General features: G+C 43.0%; 23 protein-coding genes. 9 read left to right on the top strand and 14 right to left on the bottom strand.

The annotated features are described in order from the left end of the window. The first annotated feature begins 122 nt into the window (after positions 1-122). Positions 123-1,055, top strand: coding sequence for a serine O-acetyltransferase (cysE, locus tag AAEY88_RS01345; RefSeq protein WP_350557946.1), 933 nt, complete (start codon positions 123-125; stop codon positions 1,053-1,055). Positions 1,056-1,180: 125 nt separating this feature from the next. On the opposite strand, the gene AAEY88_RS01340 is transcribed toward cysE, so the two are convergent. The 6 genes from AAEY88_RS01340 to pheA all read right to left on the bottom strand — a co-directional run bounded on the left by AAEY88_RS01340 (position 1,181) and on the right by pheA (position 8,557). After that, positions 1,181-1,723, bottom strand: coding sequence for a 2-amino-4-hydroxy-6-hydroxymethyldihydropteridine diphosphokinase (locus AAEY88_RS01340; RefSeq protein ID WP_350557943.1), 543 nt, complete (start codon positions 1,721-1,723; stop codon positions 1,181-1,183). Next, entirely contained in the window at positions 1,713-2,123 is a 411-nt protein-coding gene (gene folB, locus AAEY88_RS01335) for a dihydroneopterin aldolase (RefSeq protein WP_350557940.1), read from the bottom strand. The genes AAEY88_RS01340 and folB overlap by 11 nt, the downstream gene beginning before the upstream one ends. 46 nt (positions 2,124-2,169) lie before the next feature. Then, positions 2,170-3,120 carry an EamA family transporter RarD gene (gene rarD, locus AAEY88_RS01330; RefSeq protein ID WP_350557937.1) on the bottom strand — a complete coding sequence of 317 codons (951 nt, stop codon included), beginning with the start codon at positions 3,118-3,120 and terminating at the stop codon, positions 2,170-2,172. A 297-nt stretch (positions 3,121-3,417) separates the two neighbouring features. Further along, positions 3,418-5,790 (bottom strand): bifunctional prephenate dehydrogenase/3-phosphoshikimate 1-carboxyvinyltransferase, encoded by a 2,373-nt coding sequence (locus AAEY88_RS01325; protein WP_350560397.1) that lies wholly within the window; start codon positions 5,788-5,790, stop codon positions 3,418-3,420. Between the two features lie 327 nt (positions 5,791-6,117). Beyond that, positions 6,118-7,263 carry a histidinol-phosphate transaminase gene (gene hisC / locus AAEY88_RS01320; protein ID WP_350557934.1) on the bottom strand — a complete coding sequence of 382 codons (1,146 nt, stop codon included), beginning with the start codon at positions 7,261-7,263 and terminating at the stop codon, positions 6,118-6,120. 103 nt (positions 7,264-7,366) lie between these two features. Beyond that, positions 7,367-8,557 (bottom strand): prephenate dehydratase, encoded by a 1,191-nt coding sequence (pheA, locus tag AAEY88_RS01315; protein ID WP_350557931.1) that lies wholly within the window; start codon positions 8,555-8,557, stop codon positions 7,367-7,369. Between the two features lie 372 nt (positions 8,558-8,929). Between pheA and AAEY88_RS01310 the strand changes: the two genes are divergently transcribed. Beyond that, positions 8,930-9,871 carry a transaldolase gene (locus tag AAEY88_RS01310; RefSeq protein ID WP_350557928.1) on the top strand — a complete coding sequence of 314 codons (942 nt, stop codon included), beginning with the start codon at positions 8,930-8,932 and terminating at the stop codon, positions 9,869-9,871. 136 nt (positions 9,872-10,007) lie between these two features. Here AAEY88_RS01310 and AAEY88_RS01305 read toward each other — a convergent pair whose 3' ends face one another. After that, entirely contained in the window at positions 10,008-10,589 is a 582-nt protein-coding gene (locus tag AAEY88_RS01305; RefSeq protein ID WP_350557925.1) for an adenine phosphoribosyltransferase, read from the bottom strand. Between the two features lie 320 nt (positions 10,590-10,909). On the opposite strand from AAEY88_RS01305, the gene AAEY88_RS01300 reads away from it, so the two are divergent. Together AAEY88_RS01300 and AAEY88_RS01295 are read left to right on the top strand one after the other, a co-directional pair. Next, a complete protein-coding gene (locus AAEY88_RS01300; RefSeq protein WP_350557922.1) occupies positions 10,910-11,074 on the top strand; it encodes a rubredoxin in 165 nt (54 codons plus the stop codon). 28 nt (positions 11,075-11,102) lie between these two features. Then, positions 11,103-12,152 (top strand): alpha/beta hydrolase, encoded by a 1,050-nt coding sequence (locus AAEY88_RS01295; RefSeq protein WP_350557919.1) that lies wholly within the window; start codon positions 11,103-11,105, stop codon positions 12,150-12,152. Positions 12,153-12,247: 95 nt separating this feature from the next. On the opposite strand, the gene AAEY88_RS01290 is transcribed toward AAEY88_RS01295, so the two are convergent. Further along, positions 12,248-13,276: a WG repeat-containing protein gene (locus AAEY88_RS01290; protein WP_350557916.1), complete on the bottom strand. Its 1,029-nt coding sequence runs from the start codon at positions 13,274-13,276 to the stop codon at positions 12,248-12,250. 418 nt (positions 13,277-13,694) lie between these two features. On the opposite strand from AAEY88_RS01290, the gene AAEY88_RS01285 reads away from it, so the two are divergent. Next, positions 13,695-14,627, top strand: a complete 933-nt coding sequence (locus AAEY88_RS01285) for a DMT family transporter (RefSeq protein ID WP_350557913.1) — start codon at positions 13,695-13,697, stop codon at positions 14,625-14,627. A 265-nt stretch (positions 14,628-14,892) separates the two neighbouring features. Here AAEY88_RS01285 and AAEY88_RS01280 read toward each other — a convergent pair whose 3' ends face one another. Next, a complete protein-coding gene (locus tag AAEY88_RS01280) occupies positions 14,893-16,314 on the bottom strand; it encodes a solute carrier family 23 protein (protein WP_350557910.1) in 1,422 nt (473 codons plus the stop codon). A 577-nt stretch (positions 16,315-16,891) separates the two neighbouring features. Between AAEY88_RS01280 and AAEY88_RS01275 the strand changes: the two genes are divergently transcribed. Further along, positions 16,892-18,325: an L-serine ammonia-lyase gene (locus AAEY88_RS01275; RefSeq protein WP_350557907.1), complete on the top strand. Its 1,434-nt coding sequence runs from the start codon at positions 16,892-16,894 to the stop codon at positions 18,323-18,325. A 111-nt stretch (positions 18,326-18,436) separates the two neighbouring features. On the opposite strand, the gene AAEY88_RS01270 is transcribed toward AAEY88_RS01275, so the two are convergent. The 3 genes from AAEY88_RS01270 to xthA all read right to left on the bottom strand — a co-directional run bounded on the left by AAEY88_RS01270 (position 18,437) and on the right by xthA (position 21,219). Next, on the bottom strand, positions 18,437-18,835 hold the full coding sequence (locus AAEY88_RS01270; protein ID WP_350557905.1) for a DUF4377 domain-containing protein: 399 nt from the start codon (positions 18,833-18,835) through the stop codon (positions 18,437-18,439). Between the two features lie 251 nt (positions 18,836-19,086). Beyond that, positions 19,087-20,310 carry a bifunctional glutamate N-acetyltransferase/amino-acid acetyltransferase ArgJ gene (gene argJ / locus AAEY88_RS01265; protein ID WP_350557902.1) on the bottom strand — a complete coding sequence of 408 codons (1,224 nt, stop codon included), beginning with the start codon at positions 20,308-20,310 and terminating at the stop codon, positions 19,087-19,089. 84 nt (positions 20,311-20,394) lie between these two features. Further along, positions 20,395-21,219: an exodeoxyribonuclease III gene (gene xthA, locus AAEY88_RS01260; protein WP_350557899.1), complete on the bottom strand. Its 825-nt coding sequence runs from the start codon at positions 21,217-21,219 to the stop codon at positions 20,395-20,397. 314 nt (positions 21,220-21,533) lie between these two features. Between xthA and AAEY88_RS01255 the strand changes: the two genes are divergently transcribed. From AAEY88_RS01255 to AAEY88_RS01245, 3 genes are all read left to right on the top strand, one after another. Then, positions 21,534-22,103, top strand: coding sequence for a hotdog domain-containing protein (locus AAEY88_RS01255; protein WP_350557897.1), 570 nt, complete (start codon positions 21,534-21,536; stop codon positions 22,101-22,103). Between the two features lie 12 nt (positions 22,104-22,115). Then, positions 22,116-23,036, top strand: coding sequence for an ATP-binding cassette domain-containing protein (locus AAEY88_RS01250; protein ID WP_350557894.1), 921 nt, complete (start codon positions 22,116-22,118; stop codon positions 23,034-23,036). A gap of 97 nt (positions 23,037-23,133) precedes the next feature. Continuing rightward, positions 23,134-23,925, top strand: coding sequence for an ABC transporter permease (locus AAEY88_RS01245; RefSeq protein WP_350557891.1), 792 nt, complete (start codon positions 23,134-23,136; stop codon positions 23,923-23,925). A 132-nt stretch (positions 23,926-24,057) separates the two neighbouring features. Here AAEY88_RS01245 and AAEY88_RS01240 read toward each other — a convergent pair whose 3' ends face one another. Next, a complete protein-coding gene (locus AAEY88_RS01240) occupies positions 24,058-24,927 on the bottom strand; it encodes an SDR family oxidoreductase (RefSeq protein WP_350557889.1) in 870 nt (289 codons plus the stop codon). 135 nt (positions 24,928-25,062) lie between these two features. Then, positions 25,063-25,815 carry a histidine phosphatase family protein gene (locus AAEY88_RS01235; RefSeq protein WP_350557886.1) on the bottom strand — a complete coding sequence of 251 codons (753 nt, stop codon included), beginning with the start codon at positions 25,813-25,815 and terminating at the stop codon, positions 25,063-25,065. Between the last annotated feature and the right edge of the window lie 44 nt (positions 25,816-25,859).

Here is a 25,859-nt window from a genome sequence, read left to right as displayed (position 1 = left end):
TTTATAATATAGCTAAAGACTTGCTTATAAAAATTGCGCTTATAAACTATGACGGCTGATACCCTATTATAATGGGGATGAAATCACACCGAAAAAATACTGTCGACTAGATAGGACGCTTTATGTCATTGCCAACCGCCTTGTTCAAAACGCTTGCCAGCATCAAAAAAGACTTAAAAGAAGATATCGATGCCGTTTTTACCCGTGACCCTGCTGCGCGTAACAGTATTGAGGTGCTACTCACTTACCCTGGCATTCATGCGCTTATATTACATCGCGGCGCGCACTGCTTATGGCAGCATGACCAAAAATTTGTAGCGCGTGCTATCTCCTATGGCTCACGTATCATCACCGGTATTGAGATTCACCCTGCCGCCAAAATCGGTAGACGCTTCTTTATTGATCATGGCGTCGGTGTCGTCATTGGCGAGACCGCTGAGATTGGTAACGACGTTACTTTATATCATGGTGTCACTCTCGGCGGTGTATCATGGAATAATGGCAAGCGCCATCCAACTCTAGAAGACGGCGTGATTGTCGGTGCTGGCGCCAAAGTTTTGGGGCCGTTCACCGTTGGTAAAAATGCCAAGATTGGCTCTAATGCAGTAGTCGTAAAATCTGTACCCGCAGGCGCAACTATGATCGGTAGTGCCGCACGTATGATATCCGATCATCATGATGAAAAAGGAAATCCGATTGCGACCAAGGTACAAGATACCAAGCAGCAAGAAGAAGTTGTAGAAGCAGGGATTAAAGACACTCAAGATCAAGGTAGCACGCAGAATAGTACTAAAGACAAACCAAAAAACTCAGCACGTGAAACAGCATTTCAGGCTTATGGTATCGACCCTTCTTCACAAGATCCAGTTGCCGATGCGTTTGCTAAGATGTTGGAGCACATTCAACAATCTGAAAACCGTCTTGATCAACTACAAGCAGCAATGGGTAAGATTGATCCCGACTTTTGTAAAAAACAGTATGACAAACTATGCTTAGAAGACTTGGATGTCATTGGTAAAGGTGATACGGATGAGGTAAGTACTGAGCAGAAGTAAGCTACTAAATAATAAGTTAGCTTGAACAGTGAAGTAGATAGATCAAGTAGAAGCCGCCGCTAATAAACATCAATAGCGACGGCTTTTGCATTTATAGTGCTATAGAAGCTAGAATGTTTCACATTTTACAATATATTTAACTCTATAACCCCTGCACTCTCATGGACTTTAAACGGATAACGATTTGTCATAATTATCCATTCATTGGTACCGTCTAATTTAACCAATAAAATATCAATATCCATAGTCACTTGCCGTATTGCTGTCGGTTCAGTGTCAGGCATGTTTTCGACATTAGCATTAGTAATAGTTGGGAATGAGCGCTGCCTGTTACAGTCCCCTTCAAATTGTTTAAAGAGCTGTTGTAGCTGCTGTAATGTTGTTGGCGATGTTAGTAATAAATAGACACATTGATTAATATAGTCCGGTTTAGGCTGATCTAGAGTAGCGGTAAAGTCAGGGTTTTTAAAGGCAGTAGAGTACTGTGTCTGACCTAGCGCAGCGAGATCTTCACATACGCGAGGCAAGTAATACTCAGCGTGATGATTACTACCCAACGCTAATAATACTGACGTTACAGATTGCGCCTGCAATTTTTCAAGCGGGTACTTCTTTAGCTTTGAAACATCCAATACTAATGGCAACTTTTGCATTGCTCTATGTATCATCAGGTTTGCTATCAGCAATCTTATTATCAACATGCTTGGCATGACGGGTAATTTGCACCCCAACCTTATCTGCCTGTTTAATCGCTGTTGGTTTAGCAATGCTTAAAGTCACTCTCTGACAAGAATAGTTTGCGAGTAATTTATCCGCAATTTGCGTAGCTAAATGCTCAAGTAGCTGCGCTTTAATGGCTTGGCACCACGCGCTAACATCATCACAGACCGCTTTATAGTTCAGTGCATCATTAACGTCGTCTGACGCCGCCGCTTTACTAATATCGGTCTCAAGTGCAATATCAATCAACAATGGCTGGGTAATAGCGCGTTCCCACTCGTAAACACCAATGACTGCCTCGACTTTTAGACTTTTTACAAATACCACATCAGACTCGGTGTGTAACATTGTCTTATCCTTGTTGACTGTGTTTATTAGTTGGAATTTTGAGTTTTTACAAAGCCTCATCACGCAGGCGAGCCGCTTTAAGTTGCCTACTGGGACGGTGACGCCACAAATCAATGCTGAATAATAGCAAACCAAACCAAATTAAACCAAACACAGCTAGGCGCTGTACATCAAAGGGCTCGTTATAATAAAATACCGCTAAGAAGAAAATAAAGGTTGGGGTCAAATAATTCATAAAACTTAGAATACTAAAAGCGACCAGCTTAGTGGATTTATTAAACAGTAATAACGGTATCAACGTGATAGGGCCCGCTATCATCAACAGCCAAATAGAAGGCGTAAACCAAAAGCTCAATTGACTGCTCACCACATCAGACTGCCAAAACCACCATATGCAAATAGGCACTAACATCGTGGTTTCGACAAACATGGCATCCACGGCAGTCAGTGGTGTTTGACGCTGAATCGTTCCATAAGTGCTAAAGCTGAATGCCAATATCAACGATATCCACGGTAAGCTACCAATCATGACTACTTGAATAACCACAGACAATAACGCAAATCCAATAGCCACCCATTGCAACGTACGCAGACGCTCTTTGAATAGAATCATTGATAGCGCCACCCCAACCAGCGGTCCAATAAAATATCCTAGACTGGCTTCTAATATGCGGTCGTGATTGACTGACCAAACATAAACAAGCCAGTTGGTAGCGATAATTAAACCTGATAAAAAACTGAACAATATCCACTTTGGATTTTTCTTAAGGGTCTCAATCCACTGCCAACGCTTAGTGACAACCAGCACGACCAGTAGACATAAAAAAGTCCATATGATTCGATGACCGATAATTTCAGTAGCATCATAGGCAGCTAGTTGCTTAAAATATAATGGAAAGGTGCCCCAGATAGAAAAAGCAATCAGCGCGGTTATGATACCACGCCTAGTAGTTTTGATAGGAGTTACCGATTTTTTGACGACATTCTGGGTAGTCATGAGAAAATACAACTGTTTTAGAGCAAAGCGCGCCCTCACCGACTTTTAATAAATGACAAACAGTCAATGAGAACGCTGGATTCACTACATATAGAATAGAAAATAAAAAAGCAATGCGCTAGTACCAATATTAGCACTAGTGCATTGCTGACGATAATAACGATTTTAAAATAATTTTAATGGTGGGTTATTAACGGCGCTAACCGTTAGTTAGTTTAATTTTTCATAAGGGTAGACAGTAATCTTAAACCTGATTACTGCCATTAAGCAACATTGTATTTGTATTTAGACCTAACACTAAGCATCACTATCGACTTGAATAGACATGCCTATTTGATTAGCAAGCTCCGCAAAACCGGGAAAGCTAGTATTGACGGTCTCGATACCTTCTATAGTAATCTGTTCAGAGGCACGCAAACTTGCTACTGCAAAGCTCATAGCAATGCGGTGATCATGATGCGAAACAAGGTGACCACCCCCAAATACTGGTTGACTGTTATTTACTTGACCACTATTCACTTCACTGCTATCAGTGTTGCCAGCTTGACCATCGTTACCTTTACCTTCAATGCCCTTTCCTTCAATAATCAAACCATCATCCGTCACGGTACAATTAATGCCAAGCGTTTGTAACCCTTCTGCCATCACTGCAATACGGTCGGACTCTTTAACGCGCAGCTCTTTAGCACCGGTCAAGACAGTGCGACCTTGCGCGCAACTAGCAGCGATAAATAGTACTGGAAATTCATCAATAGCTAGCGGTACCAGTGACTCTGGTATCTCAATACCGACCAAGTTAGAAGACCGGATAGTGATATCAGCCACTGGCTCACCGCCCACGTAGGTTTCATTACTCAAGGTAATATCAGCTTGCATCAACGTTAAGATATCAATAATACCGGTACGCGTGGGATTAATACCGACTTGAGTTAGAGTCAACTCGCTATCTTGGCTGATAGCCGCTGCGACCATAAAAAACGCAGCGGATGAGATGTCAGCAGGCACCACGATATCACCACCCGTCAATTTACCGCCACCTTTCACACTGATACGATTGCCGTCTACAGCGACTTCATAGCCAAAAGCCGATAGCATACGTTCGGTATGATCGCGGCTAACTTCCGGCTGGGTGACCGTGGTTGTTCCCTCTGCCCATAAGCCTGCTAATAATAAGCAAGACTTCACCTGTGCTGAGGCCACTGGCATATCATAATTGATACCTTGTAGCGGCTTGCCGGCATTAGCGCGACCAGTGATGCTTAGCGGTGCCGTACCACTATGACCGGTACTTTGGATGACGGCGCCCATAGCGCGAAGTGGTGCAGCAACACGTTCCATTGGACGTTTATTGAGACTGGTATCGCCAATCAAGACGCTATCAAACGCTTGCGCGGCTAAGATACCAGATAGCAAGCGCATACTGGTGCCAGAATTGCCCATATATAGCGGTGTCTTGCTCGGTTTTAGACCATTCATACCAACACCATGAATGGTCAGTTTGCCTTTATCCGGCCCTTCAATAGTTACGCCCATATCGCGAAAGGCTTGTAGAGTTGCTAAGGCGTCTTCCCCTTCCAAAAACCCAGTGACCTGCGTAACCCCTTCAGCAAGGCTACCAAACATAATACTGCGATGGGAAATAGACTTGTCACCAGGAATGGCAATAGTACCAGAAACAGTATTGCTAGGCGAAATAATATAAGAAGCTGACATGGCAGAGGTATCCGTATAAGGAGTGCTGGCTAACATATGGCCAAAATGTCGCCGTGCGGCTTGCGCGCGGCCCAAAATTCCCATCAGGGCGGTCGAGTCTTTATCAATGATAAGCTGGCGCATGTTCTGTAGATAGACGCCATACTCATCAAGGGCACTAACAATCGCGCTTTGATTGGCAAAAAATATATCATGCCACATTTTTGGGTCGCTAGCGGCGATACGGCTAAAATCCCGAAACCCACCAGCGGCATAGCGAAACATATCTAAATTATCATCATGACTGGCCAATTGCTCAACGAGATTAAACGCCAGCAAGTGTGGCAAATGGCTAGTATGCGCCAATATAGAATCGTGATGACCCGCCTCCATTGTCATAACCGTTGCGCCTACCGCTTCCCATAACTGCCGCAATTTGGTAATAGCCACATAATTAGTAGTAGGCAGCTCACATATAATGACGCTATGATTGATAAATAATTCGGCTCGGCGAGCATGATAACCTGAATTTTCTGCGCCGGCAATTGGATGCGCAGGCACTAGCCCTACTGGCAGCGCTGTGAATACGTTTTTGGCCGCCTCAATTATATTGACCTTAGTACTACAGACATCGGTAATGATGCAATCCGTTGCCAGCTGACCATTATCCATAGCGGCTTTGATATCAACAAATACCGCTTGTACGGCCTGCACAGGAACAGCAATAACGATCAAATCACTACCGCTGACCACCTCACTTAGCGCAGAGCTACCGGCATCGAGTAAACCGTGCTCAATAGCTTCCGTTACGCTTGGGCTATGTCTATCGACTGCAACCAAGCGCGTGCTTAAACCATTGTCTTTAATCGCTTGTGCTAAGCTGGCGCCAATTAATCCTAAACCAATAATACAAACCTGCTGAAATAGCGGTTCAACTGGTGGCGTTGGCTTTATGGGGGCTTGATTGGATTTTTGCATATGATTTGAATGATCAAATTTTTGCTGCTGTTTGCTATTCTGATTGTCATTTTGAGATTGATTATTATCTTGCTGACTACTCACGGCTTTTCTCATTGCAAAAGCCAATCTGTGCTGAATTAAGCTTACCCACCTATCTGCCTACTCTATCTATTTGTATGGATAGGTGGATGGGCTGACCAACAGGCTACAGATTAGCGTTATAGCATTTAAGTGATTAAAATATTAGGGCGTATTATCAATCAGCCCAATTAATCATTATACGGGCTGAAAATAGCCAACTTTTCGCCACTCATTATCAAGTTGCTATTCATTGGCTATATCACACTAATCATTGGTCAATATAGATTGCAAGGTATCAATCAGGCGCATATTATCTTCTGCTAGACCAACAGTGATCCGTAACCAGTTGGGCAAGCCATAGCTAGCTAGCGGACGGACGATAACGCCTTGCTCAAGCAGTGCTTGATAGATATCAGCCGCATCGTCAATCTCAACCATAATAAAATTAGCATGCGAATTAACGAAGCCCAGTCCTAACGTATCAAATTGCTTTTCTAACCAACGCATTTGCTCTTCATTGGTTAAACGGACTTGCTCAATAAAGTCTTGATCAGCTAAAGAGGCGGCAGCAGCAGCCAATCCAATTCGACTGACATTAAAGGGTTGGCGAATACGGTTTAGCAAATCAGCAACTGGCGCAGAACTTAACGCGTAGCCGATACGCAGACCTGCCAGTCCGTAAGCTTTGGAGAAGGTGCGCACGATGACCACGTTATCAAATTCATCTAATAACGCCCGATTGTTACTTTTAGGGCTATATTCGATATAAGCCTCATCTAATACAACCAATACTGAGCTTGGTAAGCTGGCAATAAACTCACGTAAATCTGCGCGCTCAAGCTGAGTACCTGTCGGGTTATTAGGATTGGCAATGAATACCATCTTGGTATTGGCATTGTCTGCAACCGCCTGACCCATGGCTGCAAGATCATGACTAAAGCGCTGTGCGGGTACTTCAATGCCCGTTGCACCTTGCATCTTAGTAACCATTGAATAGACTACAAACGCATATTGGCTATAAACCACTGCATCATGAGCACCGACAAAGCTGCGCGCTAATATATCAAGCAAATCATTAGAACCGTTGCCAAGGGTAATACACTCTATATTAATACCCGTAAAATCTGCAATACCTTGCTTGAGGTAATAACCATTACCATCCGGGTAACGTGCTAACTGTCCCAGTTGTTCGGTGATCGCTAAAGTCACATAAGGCGAACAGCCCATTGGATTCTCGTTACTTGCCAGCTTTACCACATCCGAGACCCCATACTCGCGAGTCAGCTCTTCAACTGGCTTACCCGTTTGGTAAGGAGCCAGCTCTAAGATACTGTCATAAGCGGGTGTTGGTTGTGATAGCACTTGGTCTTTATTGTTAGCGGCGGCTTGAGATGATTCAGTAGACTGCATGGTTTATCCTTAGACGTGGTAATCCATCTATTATTGGTATTCATCGTTACTAAGATTGGTTATCAAAATTTATTATGGCGTTAGGTTAATGGATAGCTCTAATCTATAGTACCGCTTTGGGGTATGACCCTAATATACGGACATCTTTAACCAATGGACGAATATCGGCAATAGCAGCGCTAACGTTTGAATCTTGGATATGGCCGTCCATATCAATAAAGAACACATATGCCCATTTATTTGGACGCTCAGGACGAGTCTCAATACTGGTCATAGAGACCCCATGAGCCGATAATGGCTTTAAGATTTCAATGAGCGCGCCTGCTTTATCAGAGGCAGAAACGACGATAGAAGTTTTATCTTGCCCTGATGGCGCAATTGACTCATGGCCAATAATTAAAAAGCGCGTGGTATTGCTGGGATTGTCTTCAATGTTTGAATATAGTTTATGCAAGTTATATTCCGCGGCTGCTACGTCTCCAGCAATAGCCGCTGAATGCCATTCATTTTTGAGACGGCGGGCGGCTTCACCGTTGCTCGATACGGCAACACGTTCGATATTGGGGTAGTTCACATCTAGCCAATGACGGCACTGGGCAAGTGACTGCTGGTGTGAATAAATACGGCTGAGACCATCAAGTTTAGTATGCTCAGCGACTAAGAAGTTCTGGTGAATAGGTAACTCAACCTCACCGATAATTTTCAATGTTGAAGATAAAAAACCATCTAAAGTATGATTGACCACGCCTTCAGATGAGTTTTCAACAGGCACCACACCATACATGGCAGTGCCCGCCTCTACCTCACGGAATACATCGGTAATAGTAGTCAGCGGTAGGGTGTCAGCCGCTTTACCAAAATGCTTCAGCGCGGCAGCATGCGTAAAGGTACCCACAGGACCTAAAAAAGCAATACGCTGCGGCGCCTCTAAATCTAAACATACCGACATAATTTCACGAAACAAACGCGCCATCTTTTCATCAGCAATAGGCCCCGTATTACGCGCCATTACTGCCTTTAGTACTTGTGCTTCACGTTCAGGACGATAAAAAATAGGATTGTTGTTTGCTTTGCTTGCCGTAGTCGTGCTGCTGGCAACGTGGTTTTTCTTCACCGTTGCTACTTGCTGCGCTAACTTTGCGCGGTCATTGATCAGCGTATGGATTTCGCAGTCTACGGCATCAATATTTTGGCGTAGGCGATTTAAAAACGCTTGATCAGTAGAACTATCACCGACGTCAGTAGTCACTTGGTTTAGTTTGTCCATTTTTTGCTCTGATGACTGCTCATTCATTACCGCCTATCCTTTTTTAGAACTGTTATTTATCACTATGATAAGGTTAACTGCCAATCAAGTTAGCCAATTATTATATTATTAAGAGTGTTATGTATTACTAGTTCTGTGCCGCTGTTGTCTTATATTTATATGTAAATGTGACAAGCAAACAGGTAACCGCCTCTACTATAACAAAAACTGCGTACAGTGCCCATTCGTAAATGAGCTAAATGGTGTAAATCTTATAAATTGCTGAGCATCATAAAACTAGGGGCAAACCGATACTCAAAACTGTGATACAGTTTGACGATATTTATTGGTAGCACCACTAATAAACAAATAACTACCAATAAGCAAATAACCACGTTAATTTACCCTATAAGGATTCTGATGAGCGCATTACAGCAGCTTCGCACCATGACTACTATTGTCGCTGATACCGGCGACCTTACCGCTATTGCGCGTCTAAAACCGATCGATGCGACTACCAACCCAAGCTTGATTACTAAAGCGCTTATTCACCCTGACAATCAAGCCATGCTCTCAGATACCATGAATCATCATCAAGGTGACGTGGATGCCGTGATCGATGCACTCACTATCAAAATCGGTTGCGATATTTTAGATTTGATCGAAGGGCGGGTTTCTACCGAGGTCGATGCCAGGCTGTCTTATGATACCCAAGCCACGATTGATAAAGCCTTAGAATTTATGGCGGCTTATCAAAAAGCAGGTGTAGACCCGAAGCGCGTACTAATTAAGATTGCGGCAACATGGCAAGGTATTGAAGCAGCACGCTACTTGGAGACTCAAGGAATTCATTGTAATTTGACCTTATTGTTCGGACAACATCAAGCGGTTGCCTGTGCCGACGCTGGCGTGACGCTTATATCACCCTTTGTTGGCCGTATTTTGGACTGGCAAAAACGCCAACAGAGCCGTCAAAACGTACCAGCATCTGATGATATGGGCGTGCAATCGGTAAAGCTTATCTATCAATATTATAAACAGCATGGTTATCAAACGCAGGTGATGGGCGCAAGCTTTCGATCAGCTGAGCAGATACTAGCACTAGCTGGCTGTGATTTACTGACTATCGCCCCAAATCTCATTGACGAGTTGGCAGCGCTAGATACTACGATTACTCGCCAGATGTCTCCTAGTATGTCAATGGAGATGGACAGCATGACTCGTGTGAGCTTAACTCATGAAGAATTTAGCCAGTGCTATCAACAAGATAAAGTAACTCAGGATTTATTGCCAAAAGGCATTGATGGCTTTATCAGCGCTCGTGATGAGCTTGCTCATACGTTGGCTACGATGCGGAATTAGGATTAAGTAATTTATAATTTAAAGCGTTTATTCAAAAATAATAGTATAGCCAATGGTCATTGCGTTATTAATGTCTATAAAAAAGCGCCCCGACCCAATTGTCAGCGCGCTTTTTTATATGTGATACCGCTACTTTTTAAGCTTTTAATACGGTATAGACGGGAACTGGGAACTCGCCATGTAATTTAACCAAGTCCAACAATACCAACGCTCCTACTACCGTATGCGATGCTGATTTACATAGCTCATAGGCCGTGTTCAGCGTACCGCCAGTCGCTAAAATATCATCGACCAATAACACGCGCTCAGGAGGCAAGTTGTTTTGCATTTCAAGGGTATCTTTACCGTATTCTAAGGCATAGGCCTTATTAGTAACAGGTGGTGGTAGTTTGCCCGGTTTACGGAGCAAAATAATACCCTTACCCAGTCGACCCGCTATCAAGCTTGCAAACACAAACCCACGCGCCTCGACAGCTCCGAGACAATCCACTTCATCTAATAGACCTTCAGGTAGTACTGCCAGCATTGCATCGATAACATCATTAATATGGCTGCGTAGTAACGGCGTAATATCATAAAAATCGATATCGGCTTTAGGGAAGTCAGGCACGGTACGGATAACTTGCCAAAATGGATGATCGGTATTAAGCGTGTTAGACGATTCGGATGCAGTGTTAGATCCAATGGTAGCTGGTGTGGCAGCAGCGGTAGCGCTCATAATGACCCTTAACGTAGATAACTTGAATAACTTCAGTAGTAATGATATAACCGCGGTAAATAATATATAAAATAGGAAAATTAACGCTGATTACTATAGCATGATTGGTTTTATATCTACGTCTAAGCGCGCAAAAAGACTGCCGCTTAAGTAAATTAATCCCTGAATAGTGGGTTGAAAAAAGCTTATTTATCTCAATATACAAGTGTAAACTTAACCATGCAAAGTATGGTTATATGCTACACTATTTGCGTTTTTGTGGCCTGTACTAATCATAAATTAACAGGCTGTAAAATTGGTAACAATCTATAGGATTATGTATGAACCGTTATGAATGTATTGTCTGTGGCTGGATCTATGATGAAGCACTGGGCTGCCCTGAAGAAGGCATTGCCCCTGGTACTAAATGGGATGATATCCCTGACGACTGGACGTGCCCAGAGTGCGGTGTGGGTAAGTTAGATTTTGAGATGATGGCAATTTAGGTAGATGACACTCTAACTAGGATATCTCATGACAAACTCAAATCATCCAGAGCATTCAAATCACCTCAATCATCCCGACGGTACTGATTTGCCTGAAGAACTGTATAACTACCCTACTCCCGAATGGCAACGATTTGGCGAGCATCACTGGCGTACCTCCGATCTGAGCGAACATCTTTATCAGGCCATGATTGATATCAGCGATGGTATTCAACTGTGTGTCGAGGCGGGTGGTAATCCCAATAATCCGCCACTGCTAATGGTGATGGGATTGGGCTCACAAATGGTATTTTGGCCAGATGATTTTATTAAACGTCTGATTGATGCTGGATTTTTTGTGATTCGTTTTGATAATCGTGACATTGGTCTGTCGTCTAAAGTACAAATTGAAGGTTTACCGCGTGTAAGCCAGTTGAAGATGATGCTACGATTGCAAACAGGTCTCTCTAACAAAAGCCAGCAGGTTGCTTATAATTTAACTGATATGGCAGAAGACACGGTACGTCTGATTAAGATATTACGTCTCGGTAGCACACATCTACTTGGGGCGTCTATGGGCGGTATGATTGCGCAAATTGTCGCTGCACGCTATCCGAGCCTGGTACGACGAATGGCGCTGATGTTTACCACCACCAATCGCGCCTTTTTAAAACCCCCAAAAGCCAAGCAGTTCTATACGCTAATCAATCGCCCTGAGAGCCATTCTGAGCGTGATATTGTACGTCATAGTGTCTGGTTTATGAAAACAGTGGGTACGCCAGGTCATGTTAATGTCCGGACGGTGCGTGAAATTGCCAAACTACGTTATCAGCGCAACTTCCACCCATTGGGTGCGGTGCAGCAGCTCAATGCTATCTTGTCATCGGGCTCTATTAGCCGTTTTAGTAAGCAAGTCAAAGCGCCAACCATTGTCATTCATGGTAGCGCTGATGGACTACTGCCCTCCTCACAAGGTCGCGTGGTGGCCAAAACCATTCCCAATGCCAAATTTCATCTTATTGAAGGCATGGCACACGATATTCCAGCCTATTACCAGCCCTACTTAGTCGACTTAATTCGCAATCATTTACTAGGTTAAATAGCTGTTAAACGCTTGTTATGTTGAAAAATAAAAAAGCGGTTAGCGCACATGAATCCTTCATGCGCGTTAACTGCTTTTTTTGTATTAGATAATCAGTCACAACTGACGTTAGCACCCTCTTTATTGATACAAATTTTACCATTATTTTTGAGACTGCCAACCCAAGCCTTACCGTCTTTAAATACAAAAGCGGGCGCCCCTTTATAGCTATCACTAGCAATTACGCCACTATCATCAAAACGGAATGGAATTACCAGCTCGCCGCCTAAATTCAAAAATCCCCATTTATCATCAACACGCACGCCAGCCATTCCTTCAGAAAATGGCCGTACCTCATCAAACGAATAAGTAATCATGGTTACGTTCTGGTCATCAACAAAACCCCAGCGGCCATCTTGCTGATATGGCTGTAAAGTCGTAAAGGAGGTAAGATTTGACGGTCTTGCTGGTGGAGGCAATAACGACGCATTGTTCGATGCTGATGACGCGTCATCACTCTCATTAGTATCATTAGGATTGCTGGTTGTTTTACCATTTTCATCCAGCCAGCTGGTCGTTTGGTTTTTACGGATACGCGCTATACCGCCACGATAATTATCGATATCACTAATCGCCCCTGAGAACGGTACAATGGTTTTATTAGACGTATTAACAACCCCGTACTTGCCATCTTTTTTGACCACGATGCGCCCCTCTGAGGCTGGTCGTGCCCAACCCTGACCATCGTTCAGCCTATCGTAGATAGCAGGAACCACTTCACGACCTTGCATATTGACATAACCAACACGACCATTGCGCTGTACAGGGAATACACCGCTGACAATTTTATCAGCATCAACTTTTTGATAGCGTGATAGGTCAACGACTTTTTTGCCCCTACTATCGAGTAAAGCGACAGGTGCACCAAAATCTTTTGTCGCTAAAAGATAACCGCGGCTCGCAGTACAAGACACATTTTTATAGTAACTTTTAGGTATTTTACAGCTGGCTGCTTGCGCTACTGGCATCACAAATAATGCACTTAACAAAATAGTAAGCGCCATATATAGGCGTGGTAACAGTACTATTGCTGAGTTAAATGCGGGTAGTCGATGTAATTTTGATACAGATCGTTGGGACATAAACAAACCTAAGCTAAAGTTATTAATATAATGAGTCATGAGCAGCAACGACTATGGACAGTAGAAGTTATAGATAGCAAAGTATAAGAACCGGAGTAATAATAAGCCAATGTTTCTTAACCCTGTTTCTTATTTCTAGCTATTATAAACGATTAGATTACTAAATAATCAGGGTTAGAGCCACTACTAATCGGGTAAAAATATAACCTCAATATATAGATAGTAACAGAATTTTGTCGCGTGCTATATCCTACCGATTAGGTAAATAGGATTGATAGAGCCTGTTTAATATTAAGTGAAGTTCAAGAAATAGCCAGTTAATCAACATAATTAATACTTATAGCATTTAGCTTTAGCAAAAAAACCTTTACAATTGTGCTTTTTAGAATGGCTCGTTAATCAAATAAAAGGACAACTCATGGCTGTCGCCTCCTCACGCTCTGCGACCATCGGCTTAGCCATTGGTTGTATTATTTTTGGCTTAGGCAGCTTGATTGTTGCTCATGTCGATATTGGTGGTTGGGCGATGTCATTCTGGCGCTTGGCCATCTCAGGTGTCGTATTTGCACTACTGGCAAAGATGACAGGACAACGTTTGCCACGCTCGAGGCGCGCCATTACTTACGGATTGTTATCAGGCGTTTTTTTAGGTTTGGATTTAGCACTCTGGCACGAGAGTATTTATGCTGTTGGCCCTGGCATCTCAACGTTGTTGAATAGCTTACAGATTTTCTTTTTGGCGGCTATTGGGTTTTTGTACTTTAGTGAACGCCAGTCGATATTGCAGCTGCTCAGTTTATGTCTAGCTATGCTCGGGGTAGCGATGATCGGTAGCCCTGAGTTTGCGCAAAATACGGCAGCTACTTGGGGCTTTGTCACAGGTATTGTCTCAGGCGCGATGCTAGCAGCGTCCATGACCTTTATTCGTAAAACCCATGATACCGAACCGACGCCAATATTTATGTTGATGCAGCTGGTCAGTATTGGCGGCGTATTGGCAATGATTATACCGATGTTTATCTTCGATATGGGTAATATTCTACCTAATACCTGGTCTGAGATCGGTTGGGTACTGGTTTACGGAGCGGTAATGCAGTGCTTGGCTTGGGGGTTGATTGCTTACTCTATTCCAAAACTGTCTTTGACAGTAACTGGTCTACTACTATTAACCGAGCCTATTGCGGCCCTAGTGATAGATTATAGCTGGTTGGATAAACCGATTAACACCTTACAATGGAGCGGCGCACTGCTAACTATGTTTGCTATTTACTTAGGGTCACTTAAGCCCAAACCTCGTGCCTTGCGGCGCTATCGGTTTTTTGCAGGATTTTATAAGCGTAAGTACAAGTAGTAGTAGCGGTAGGTATAGCCATAAAATATGGTTATTCGTTCATCAATATTCGCTTGACGTGATAGCCAATATTGAATAAAAAAGGGCAGTTACGATTTAATAAAGATAAACGAGCTGACATGCTCGCCAGCGAACAACGGAATTAAGATTTCTCTACTAAGTCATAAACTTCTTTAGTAAACCGTTATAAAATCTATATATTGAGATTATAACGGGTGGCTATATTTACCTAATACCTTTTATTTAAATGGGAAATGTAAGCAACTTACTCTTTCTGGCGACTAAACAACGCGTTAAGTACGATAGCGGTTAAGGTTGCCGTACCAATCCCGCCTAAGTCAAAGCCTCCTAAATGCAGGCTAAAATTACCGGTACCCATAATGATAGTGACAGCAGCAATGATCAAATTGCTGTTCTTACTAAAATCAATATGACTGTCTATCCATATTTTCGCGCCAGCAATCGCAATCAAACCAAATACCACGATGGATGCCCCGCCTAATAGTGCAGGCGGAATAGTCTGAATAATCGCACCGAACTTTGGTGATAACCCCAATAAAATAGCAACTATACCTGCTAAGACAAAGATAGTGGTGCTATAGACTTTAGTTACTGCCATTACCCCAATATTTTCAGCATAAGTAGTCACTCCTGTACCCCCAAAACCAGCTGAAAATGTAGTCGCCAAGCCATCAGCAAAGAACGCTCGACCCATATAAGGGGTGACACGAGATTTGGTCATACCTTCTACCGCTTTAAAATGCCCAAGGTTTTCCGCAATTAAAATAAAGGCTACCGGCGCAATCAAGATAATGGCACTCATCTCAAAGCGTGGGGCATGAATGCTAGGCAAACCAAACCAGGATGCCGCTTGGATGCTGCTAAAATCAATAGGTATCCCAAAGCCTAAGACGTTAGTCATCACATAATAGACAATATATGACAATATCAAACCAACCAATAATAATAAGCGCCGCAGCATGCCGCGTGTAAAGACGGCCACCCCACTTATTAGCAATACAGTCAATGCAGCCATCCACGCATCGAACTGATTGGCGGATACCCCTTGAATGGTCACTGGCGCTAGATTAAGACCGATTATCATTACGATCGCACCAGTGACAATAGGCGGCATTAAACGTTCAATCCAGCCAGTACCAGTTTTTATCACCAGTAGCCCCACTAAAGCATAAATGATGCCGCATACCATAATGCCACCTAAAGCGACATTTAGATTACTATTAAAACCTACGCCTGCATAAGCGGTAACCGCAATAACCGGACCAATAAATGCAAAGCTTGAACCCAAGTAACTGGGCATCCTTCCGCCGGTAATCATAAAAAACATCACCGTACAGATACCGGACATTAAGATGGCTAAATTGGGGTCAAACCCCATCAATAGCGGCGCCAATACTGTCGAGCCAAACATAGCAAAAGTATGTTGTACCCCCAGTAGTACACTTTTTGTAGGAGGTAGATATTCATTGATGCCAACAGGATTGCGATCTAAATCACCCTGAAACGGGCGCCATGTTGGAAACCAGCGGCCATTCTCAAAGTCTGGATTGTGCGGCAAATGCAGTGTCGCCGCATCAGTACCAGCAGCATTTATAGCTGTTGAAGCATTGGGGTTAGATTGGCTATTTTTCTCTAATTGAGGGGAGTGCTCTGAGGGAGTTGTCATGCGTGATTTTCCTGTGTGACCTAGGCTAACATCAGGGTAATAATAACTAGGAAGAACTAAAAGTTTAAAACATAAATAGCAGCGTCACAATGCCGGTGCCCTACTGTATAGCGTCTCGCACTATAACCACTTATTCACCTACTCATGCCTTTTTGGTATTCTCATCGTTTATTATGACCATAGCCTGTCATAATAAGAGCTTATTGTAAGAAAGGCAGACAAAGTAGATTTGTTTGTATGAAATTGCCATATTTTGCTAGATGTCTGAGTCCAGATATGTTCTACTAAATTCATCGCTTGGGTTGCCTGAATCATTAAATGTTCTACAGCGGCAACCACTTACAGGATGTTACATAAGCGTTGATGCTGAGCATCATAACGGAATTTAATAATAAACAAAAGCTATTATTCACCCGTCATCCGTACTATCACGTTTAAACATTTCTACAGACGATGCTCTATATTCACTCATTAGCGGTGCCTGTCACCGATGCTGCCTGTCACACTTGTGATACAGGTGCTTAGACTGGGCTGTGTAATGACGTCTATTCACTTTCACTTTTTTTGGTACCTTATTATGATTAGTGTATTTGACTTATTTAAAATTGGGATTGGCCCATCGAGCTCACATACTGTCGGCCCAATGGTGGCTGCTAACTTATTTTTAGCCTCACTACTCAAGCAAGCCGAGCTAACTGATGTACAAGCATTAGAGATTGAACTATATGGCTCTCTAGCCGCAACAGGTAAAGGCCACGCTACCGATACTGCAATACTATTAGGCTTACAAGGCCACGCCCCAAGCACTATTGATACGCGTTTGACCAGTCAATATCTTGCGCCCATTTTTTCTGATAAACAATTAAACGTATCAGGTAGCCACAATATTAACTTTGATATCGAGCGCGATATCCACTGGTATGGTGATACGGTCCTACCCTACCATCCCAATGCCATGACTATCACCGCACGGTTAGCAAACGATACCCACTATCAGCAAACATATTACTCAGTAGGCGGCGGTTTTGTCATCAACGATGAAAACGCCACTAATCCGGATGAAGATCACGCCACTCCGACTATTGATGTTATTCCTTACCCCTTTAATAGCGCTGCAGAGCTCCTTGAACAATGTCGTCAGCATCGCTTAAGTATCAGCGAGTTAGTATTGGCTAACGAATGCCATTACCGTGATAAAGAAGATGTCTTTGCCTATTTGGATTCTATTTGGGATTCGATGCAAGATTGTGTGACCCGAGGATGTCAAAGCAGCGGTATATTGCCTGGCGGTTTGGATGTCAAACGCCGCGCCCAATCATTACATTTACAATTGTGTGCTGAGAAAGATCAGCCCATTACGAAAACTGACAAGCTTGTTGCCATGGATTGGATAGACTTATATGCTCTAGCAGTCAATGAAGAAAATGCCAATGGTGGTAATGTGGTTACCGCGCCAACCAATGGTGCCGCGGGTATTATTCCTGCAGTCATGCATTATTATCGAGACTTTTTGGCAACTTACAGCCAAGATGGGGCACGCAAATTTTTGTTGAATGCCACCGCCATCGGCAGCTTAATCAAACAAAACGCTTCTATCTCTGGTGCGGAAGTGGGCTGTCAGGGAGAAGTTGGCTCTGCCTGCGCGATGGCAGCTTCTGCATTGGCAGAAATTTTAGGCGGCGATCCTGCCAAATGTCTCAATGCTGCTGAAATAGGGATTGAGCACAACTTAGGTTTGACTTGTGATCCGGTTGGCGGTTTGGTACAAGTGCCTTGTATCGAACGCAATGCTATGGGCGCCGTAAAAGCTGTTAATGCTGCGCGGCTTGCCTGCCGTGGTAACGGACAACATTTTGTGTCTTTAGATAAAGTGATTGAAACTATGAGAGTAACGGGCGCTGATATGTTAGATAAATATAAAGAAACCTCACGTGGTGGTCTTGCCATTTTTGCAGATAATCGCATTCCTACCGCATCTCATGGCGTTAGTGTAAAATATAGCCAGTGCTAATTATTGATATATAAAAGCGACCGGCACAAAAAAGCCTCTAACGAACTAGAGGCTTTTTTGCACTTACTTATTGACAAAGCTTAATAAAGAATCAAGCTTGATGAATAGCAGTTATTCAGCAGTTTTTGAAATGACTTCATTTAGATACCATACTGGCTTCACAACACCAGCTTCTGTATCCGCTACCGCTTCTTGGCGCACGTCTAACATATAACGGTAATTTGGCTCATAAGTAAAGCCTTGGATGTTACCGTTTAGGGTGTTATAGTTTTTCTGATAAGTTTGGCGATACTGTAGGCACTCAGACTCAATCTTGCTACCGTTGGCGTCCATAAATTCACAAAGCGCTTTACGCGGTGCAATTTCTACTTTAAAGCTTGAAATGTTAACCACTTTAACGCTCTGGGCTTGGCCATCAACAACCATATCACGCTCATTGACCAAATCAGTTGTTGAACAACCTGCTAAAGCAAAAGTAGACATCAATGCTGCGAGTGCTAATTTTTTCATTATACTATCCTCAGTTAATTACTATTAAATTATTGATACCTCACGACAAGCAGGTATTAATAATAACGCCATTGATTAACGGTTAAAAAGTAGCTAAAGGTTAAAGGCGTCGTTTATTTTTGTACTACAGCAATTATAAGACGCCTAAAACCTTAGCCTCTATAACTGCTTTGTAACGTAACGTCAGTATTTGCAACTGTCGCTGTTTCATAATACGTCATTACGTCAGCTTTATGTTAATAGTTGAGGTATTAACTGCGATAGTCTGCATTAATTTTGACATAATCATAAGACAGATCACAAGTATAGACCGTATCGCTGGCCTCTCCTCGCGCCAAATCAATATGAATAGTAATCTCAGGACGGCTCATCACTTTATTTCCGGCCGCTTCAGTGTAGCCCATGGCCACACCGCCATTTTGGCAAATCATGACTTCATCTAGCGACACATCGACCTGTTCAGTATCAAGATCTTCAATACCTGCATAACCAACCGCTGCTAAAATACGTCCCCAATTGGCGTCACTGGCAAAAAATGCCGTTTTAACGAGTGGCGAGTGCGCAACTGCATAAGCGACATCACAACATTCTTGAGTGGTTTTGCCGCTGGTGACTTTAACCGTAATAAATTTCGTGGCGCCTTCGCCATCACGAACAATTAATTGTGCCAGACGTACAAATACCTCAGTCAAGGCATTAAATAATAACGAATAATGCGGATGTTCTGGACTATCAATGACTTGTGAGCTGGCTTTGCCTGTTGCTATTAATACACAGCAATCATTGGTTGAGGTATCACCATCGACGGTGATGCGGTTAAAGGACTGCTCATTAATAGCGATCAGCATCTCTTGTAATAAGTCAGGGGCAACATTGGCATCGGTAGCCACATAACCGAGCATGGTTGCCATATTAGGCCGTATCATCCCTGAACCTTTGGAGATACCAGTGACATGGTAACTTATGTCCCCAATATTAATCTTTTGACTGGCAAGCTTAGGAATAGTATCAGTGGTACGAATACCGTTCGCTGCCGCTAGCCAACTATCAGCGGCCAAACCAGCTAATGCCGCATCTAATCCGGCTATCACTGCCTCACTGTTTAACGGCTCACCGATTACGCCAGTAGAAAATGGTAGAACGGCATTAGTGTCCACGCCAGCTTTATCGGCCAAGGCCGAACAGATATCTGTTGCACGGCGTTTGCCATCTGCACCCGTACCGGCATTAGCGTTACCAGTGTTGGTAACCAAATAGCGCGGGCTCATCTTAGCAAAATGCTCACGCAATACGCGTACGGGTGCAGCACAAAATGTATTTCTAGTAGTGACCACAGCCGTAGCGGCGCTATCAGCGATTTCAATGACGACTAAATCATCACGATCTTTATAGCGCACACCCGCTGCGGTGGCACTAAGCTTGATGCCGTCAATAGCATAAATAGTAGTAGGTACTGCAACGTTGCCAACAGCCATGTCAAAATCCTTATTCGTCAGTATTTAGTATTTAGTATTTAGTATTTAGTATTTAGCAAAAATGATTATATTTGAATATGAATATCAGGGCTTACTTAAGTCAAATGCTGACCATATTGGTGCATGATCCGAGGGCTTTTCCATTGCTCGCAACTCATAACTGATGCCCGCGTCAACGCATTGGCCAATTAAATTTGGAGTACATAAAATATGATCAATACGCATTCCACGCTTAGGGGTATCATTAAAGCCGCGACTGCGGTAGTCAAACCAGCTATATAGCTCAGTGCTCTCTGGATAATACAAACGATAGGTGTCGGTAAGCTCACGCGACATCAGTGCCTCATACCACTCCCGTTCCTCAGGCAGGAACGAGGTTTTTCTATTCTTTAACCAGCGCTTAGCATTGGCCTCGCCAATCCCAATATCGATATCTTCTGGCGCTATATTCATATCGCCCATGATGATTAACGAACGATCTTCGGCTTTTAAGGTATCAATATAGGCCATTAGATCTGCATAATAAGCACGTTTCATTGGAAATTTGGTGGGATGGTCTTGACTCTCACCTTGCGGAAAATAACCATTAAGCACATCAATCTCGCGCCCCTGCAGCTCATAACGTGCATGTATAAAACGCTTTTGTGCTTCTTCATCGTCACCAGGAAAACCTTTTTGCACAAAGATAGGGGCGACTTTGGATAATAATGCCACACCGTAATGCGCCTTTTGACCAAAATATTCGACGTGATAGCCTAGGCTCTCTACGTTCTCAAGTGGAAACTGCTCATCATGAACTTTAGTCTCTTGCAGGCCCATCACATCGGGATCGATCACTGCTTGTACGGCTTCAAGCTGATGTTGACGAGCGCGAATACCATTGATATTAAAGCTAACAAAACGGGTCATATGTTATCCTATATTAATTGGTTCAAATTTATTTATTATTCAATACATTTTTAATGCAGTACTACTTTAAAACTATTATTTTAAATAACTATGATAACAGACCTATCTATTGCGCGATTTTGACGCTTAAGCTACAGTAGAAAACCTTACGTTGTTACCTGTTATTACATTAACGCTAGTAAAACGACATAGTCTTAGTCTAATAATATCTATTTTTTATCTATTTATTCTCAGTATGCTTATGCAAACATATGTATCATGCGTACAGATAAACTATTAACCACTTTTTGTCGAGTAAATTTATGACCCAAACTATGACTACCTCAACATCCAATACCGCGATTACACCTCTATTCTCCACTGATTATCATATTTATATTAATCATACTGACGCTGGTGGCATAGTCTACCATGCCAATCATTTGATATTTTTTGAAAACTGTCGCCGCGATTGGTTTACCAAGCTGGGGCTTAATGGTTATTTCTTGCAGACTGATGATGGTCAAGTTCAACACTTTGTAGTGAGTCAGGCACAGCTTCAGTATCGTAAAGCTATATTTTTAGACGAGATCATCAATGTACGCATTGATAAAGTAGAGTTAAAACCTGCCAGCATTGTATTTTATCAAAGCATTCATCGTCACCTGCCACCAGAGGTCAATCAAAAAGACACTAAGTCGCTAGATACCTTGCTGAGTAGCACTAAAATCGTTATCGCCTGCGTTAAAAATCTAATAAATTCTGATCAACCATCAACCCCTTTAGAGAATAGCTCAGACGCACCTATCCCAGTTGCTAGCGCTACTCCTATACGACCAATACGCGTACCGAAAAAGCTCCATGATATGATTCAGCAGGCCGTCACGCAGCATACAGATGAGTAATAACGGTTAATCATGAACACTCATAATCTCAATTACAGCACCCATAATCATAGTAGCAATGCTATGCTTACATTTGAGGACATCTGGGTATCTAGCGAGCGCCCCACGGTAGTCAACTCTAATGATAACCGTATTACCGTGAGTAAGAGTAGTAAGAGTCTTCGCAGGATAAATTCGTCTCAGTCTGTAACCGCCAGCATGCCTGCTCACTATCAAAAAAATCATCAACAATGGCTGGCAAGAATAAAGAGTAAGCTGATACCTAATGAGTCAATACCTACTCATAAACGCGCACTGATAGCAGGTGCTAGTGGCACCTTATTACAAGGGCAGGTTACCGTACTAACTGGCCATTCTGGTAGTGGAAAATCAGTATTATTGCGCGTGCTAGCAGGATTATCCCCTATGACTACAGGTAATATCTGGCAGTACGACAGCTCTGTTCAACCGAGTAGTATCAATCATAGCATTCACCATATTTTACCTACGCAATGGCGTGCACGAGTGGCACTACTTGCCCAGCACCCACAATTGATAGAAGGTAGTGTCCTTGACAACTTACAGATGCCGTATCGTCTGCAAGCCTATCAGCAAAGCCATTTTGATATTGATTGGCATATCAGACAACTTGACTATTTGGAGCGCACAGCAGAATTTTTACAGCAATCTGCCAGTCATCTATCAGGTGGCGAGCGCCAATTGGTCACTATCTTACGTCTGCTGCAATTAGCTCCGCAAGTACTGTTACTAGATGAGCCCACCGCCGCCTTAGATAGCGATACATCAGCAAAACTGGTTCAACTGTTGCTCAATTGGCTACACGCTGAGCCGCAGCGTACGTTGCTGTGGGTGACTCATGACACTCAAGATATCCTGCCATTAGCAGATCAACATTGGCACATGCTTGCAGGCGTATTAACTGAGGTATTATAAGACTGTTATTAATCAACGTACTTATTGTCGGTTTTCCTACTGCTGTTTTGTGCGCTCTCTTCCTATTTTACATTAAACCCTTTTGTAACGAGCACCTATGACCAGTACAGACAATCTGCAAATTTTACTGACTTACGGTGATATTGCGCTTGCTAGCAGCTTGATTATACTGGTTCTTGTTGTGTGCTGGTGGCTACATCTAAAGCTGACGGCAACTCTTTTAACAGCCGCTATCCGTACAGTGGTACAGCTTAGCTTTGTTGGTTTGATATTGGCATGGATTTTTGCACGCGAACAATGGTATGAAGTGCTGCTGATTTTGACTATTATGACTCTAATAGCAGGAGGCGCTGCCAAAAATCGAGTCACACGCAGTTATAAGGGCTTATTCATCGATACCCTTATTGCAGTGAGCACGTCAGCTATCTTGGTCACGATTATTGCTATCGGTCTTATCTTGCAAGTTCGGCCATGGTATACGCCGCAGTTTATTATTCCTATATTAGGTTTAATATTAGGTAATTCTTTAACAGCAATTTCATTGACCGGTAACCAATTGATTGAAGCCTTTCATGAACAGCAGCCGCGTATTGAGATGATATTGAGCCTATCTGCCCGTCCATTTGAAGCCGTACATGAGCAGATAAGAGCCGCTATCATCAGCGGTATGACCCCAACACTTAATTCTATGCTGGTAGTAGGCATTGTCAGCTTACCGGGAATGATGACGGGACAGATACTCGCCGGTGCCGACCCTACCCAAGCCGTACGCTATCAGATTGTAACGATGTTTTTGATATGTGTTAGTAGCACGCTTGGTTGTACGATAAGCGCCCTACTTATTTATCGACGTTTTTTTAATAGCAAACAGCAGTTTATCTTACCCTAATTAATGTTATTAATTACTAAGTTATTGGTTACTTAAGACACATCTTATGTTTACCCAATCATTATAAAAAATCCTGCTACAAAAAAATACGAAGGACTTTTTATAACGTAACCTTATCAATCGATCAGCATATTAACTGATTCTATTAACCATACTTAAGGGTAAGCGCTTCATCGCTTGACCTACTATTGACCATGGAAGACTAGGCACACAGGCCTTTTCAACACCAGACTCAATGGCAGCGACCATCGCTTTTGTACCTTTATCAGCATCAACTTCAAAAGGTAACGGTTTAGCGTTGGTATTGATTTCGGTACGAATGTAACCTGGATAAATGGTAGATACTTTAATCGGTAGATTAGTGAGTAGCATATCAGCGCGAATGCCTTCAGCAAGATACGCTAGACCTGCTTTACTCGCGCCATAAGTGGTCATATGTTTAGGTAGCCCGCGCATGGCCGACATGCTTGATATCACCACCAAATGCCCACTATTTTGTGCACGAAATATTTGCATGGCCGCCTCACACTGCGCTAAGGCAGAAATGAAGTTAATCTCAGCCGTACGGCGATTGGTCTCAAAACGGCCTTTGCCGATGCGGCGGCTTTCACCAACGCCAGCATTGACCACCACTCGATCGATATGACCGAAATCAGCAGCAAATGCATCAAAGACTTCGAATATGGATTTATAATTACTGACATCAAGGACACGATAAGCAATACGTATCTCAGGATAACGATCCATCAACTCAGCTTTGAGTTGTTCTAAGCGCTCGGTACGACGCGCACAAATGGCTAAATTATAACCTAGATCTGCAAATAGTCGTGCCATTCCTTCTCCAAGTCCTGAGCTAGCACCGGTAATTAAAACTGTTTTATCACGGCCAACTTGCTGCTTGTTTAAACCTTTAAGATACCGTGCCGGCTGAAGGGCGCTGAATGCTTGATCTTTACTTTGCTTGGCGGTTTGCGTCACTAAGCTCATTAATTTATGTTGCATAGACAGTCCTTTGTATGTCTGGATATTAATATGAAATATAGTAAAAAACAAATCTGAAAGTGTAGGGTTAGAAACAACGTATTATAGTGCTTATCGTTTACTGGATGAAAGGTGATTGTGTATCAAAAATTCTGGTTAATGCCTCGTCACAAAACGCTTACCATCCGCGAATAGGTGGCTGTGCTCATTGAAGGATAATAGCTGAGGAGTTGGTTGTTGTAGACCAATCGCAGTGACGCCCGTGTTAACTGAACTTTTGGTTAGCTGATAAGCCGTTTGACTGCCTTGCTGTAGTAAATGGGCGGTAATAGCCGCAATCACCCCACCTGATGTGAAGACCAAAACAGTACTATCACGTTCTAAATGACCAAGCTGCGCTACTTGGGTGCCTATTTGTTCCAAGGCTTGCTGGGCACGAAAATTAAACTGTGACCAGCTTTCAAGATAATCACTATCATTGTCACCGGCATGCCAGCGCTGCATAGCAAGGTCAAACAACTCGCCCAACCGCGTTAAAGGCTTGTCGGCTTTGTTAAGCTCAGCGGCAATCATTGCTTGAGTGGCAAAGTTGGGGCTAGACTTCATAAAAATATCTTCGTGATTAAACTCATCAAATATAGGTAACACATAGCTATCAGGCGTTTCAATATTTAGAATGGGTACTATACTATTAGCAATTACTGATGGCTGATAAGTCTCCCAAAAGTGACGTGCAGAATCGCGCTGCCGTACTAAGCTCCCACTGAAAATGGCATCAATACGGCGTTGGGTATTTGCATAATGCTGGCCAAGCAGACGCGCCTGCATACCGCCAAGCTCTGAGAGTTGGTCATAGTTCTCTTGTCCAAACGATGCTTGGCCATGGCGCGCCAAAAGAATGGTAGTCATAATGATATTACCTATTTTTATTGTATTTTTTGCTTAGAAGTCTA

It is taken from the genome of Psychrobacter sp. CAL346-MNA-CIBAN-0220 (genome assembly GCF_040309805.1).
In the GTDB taxonomy this organism is placed as follows: Bacteria; Pseudomonadota; Gammaproteobacteria; order Pseudomonadales; family Moraxellaceae; genus Psychrobacter.
This window is presented reverse-complemented; position numbering and strand designations above follow the sequence as displayed.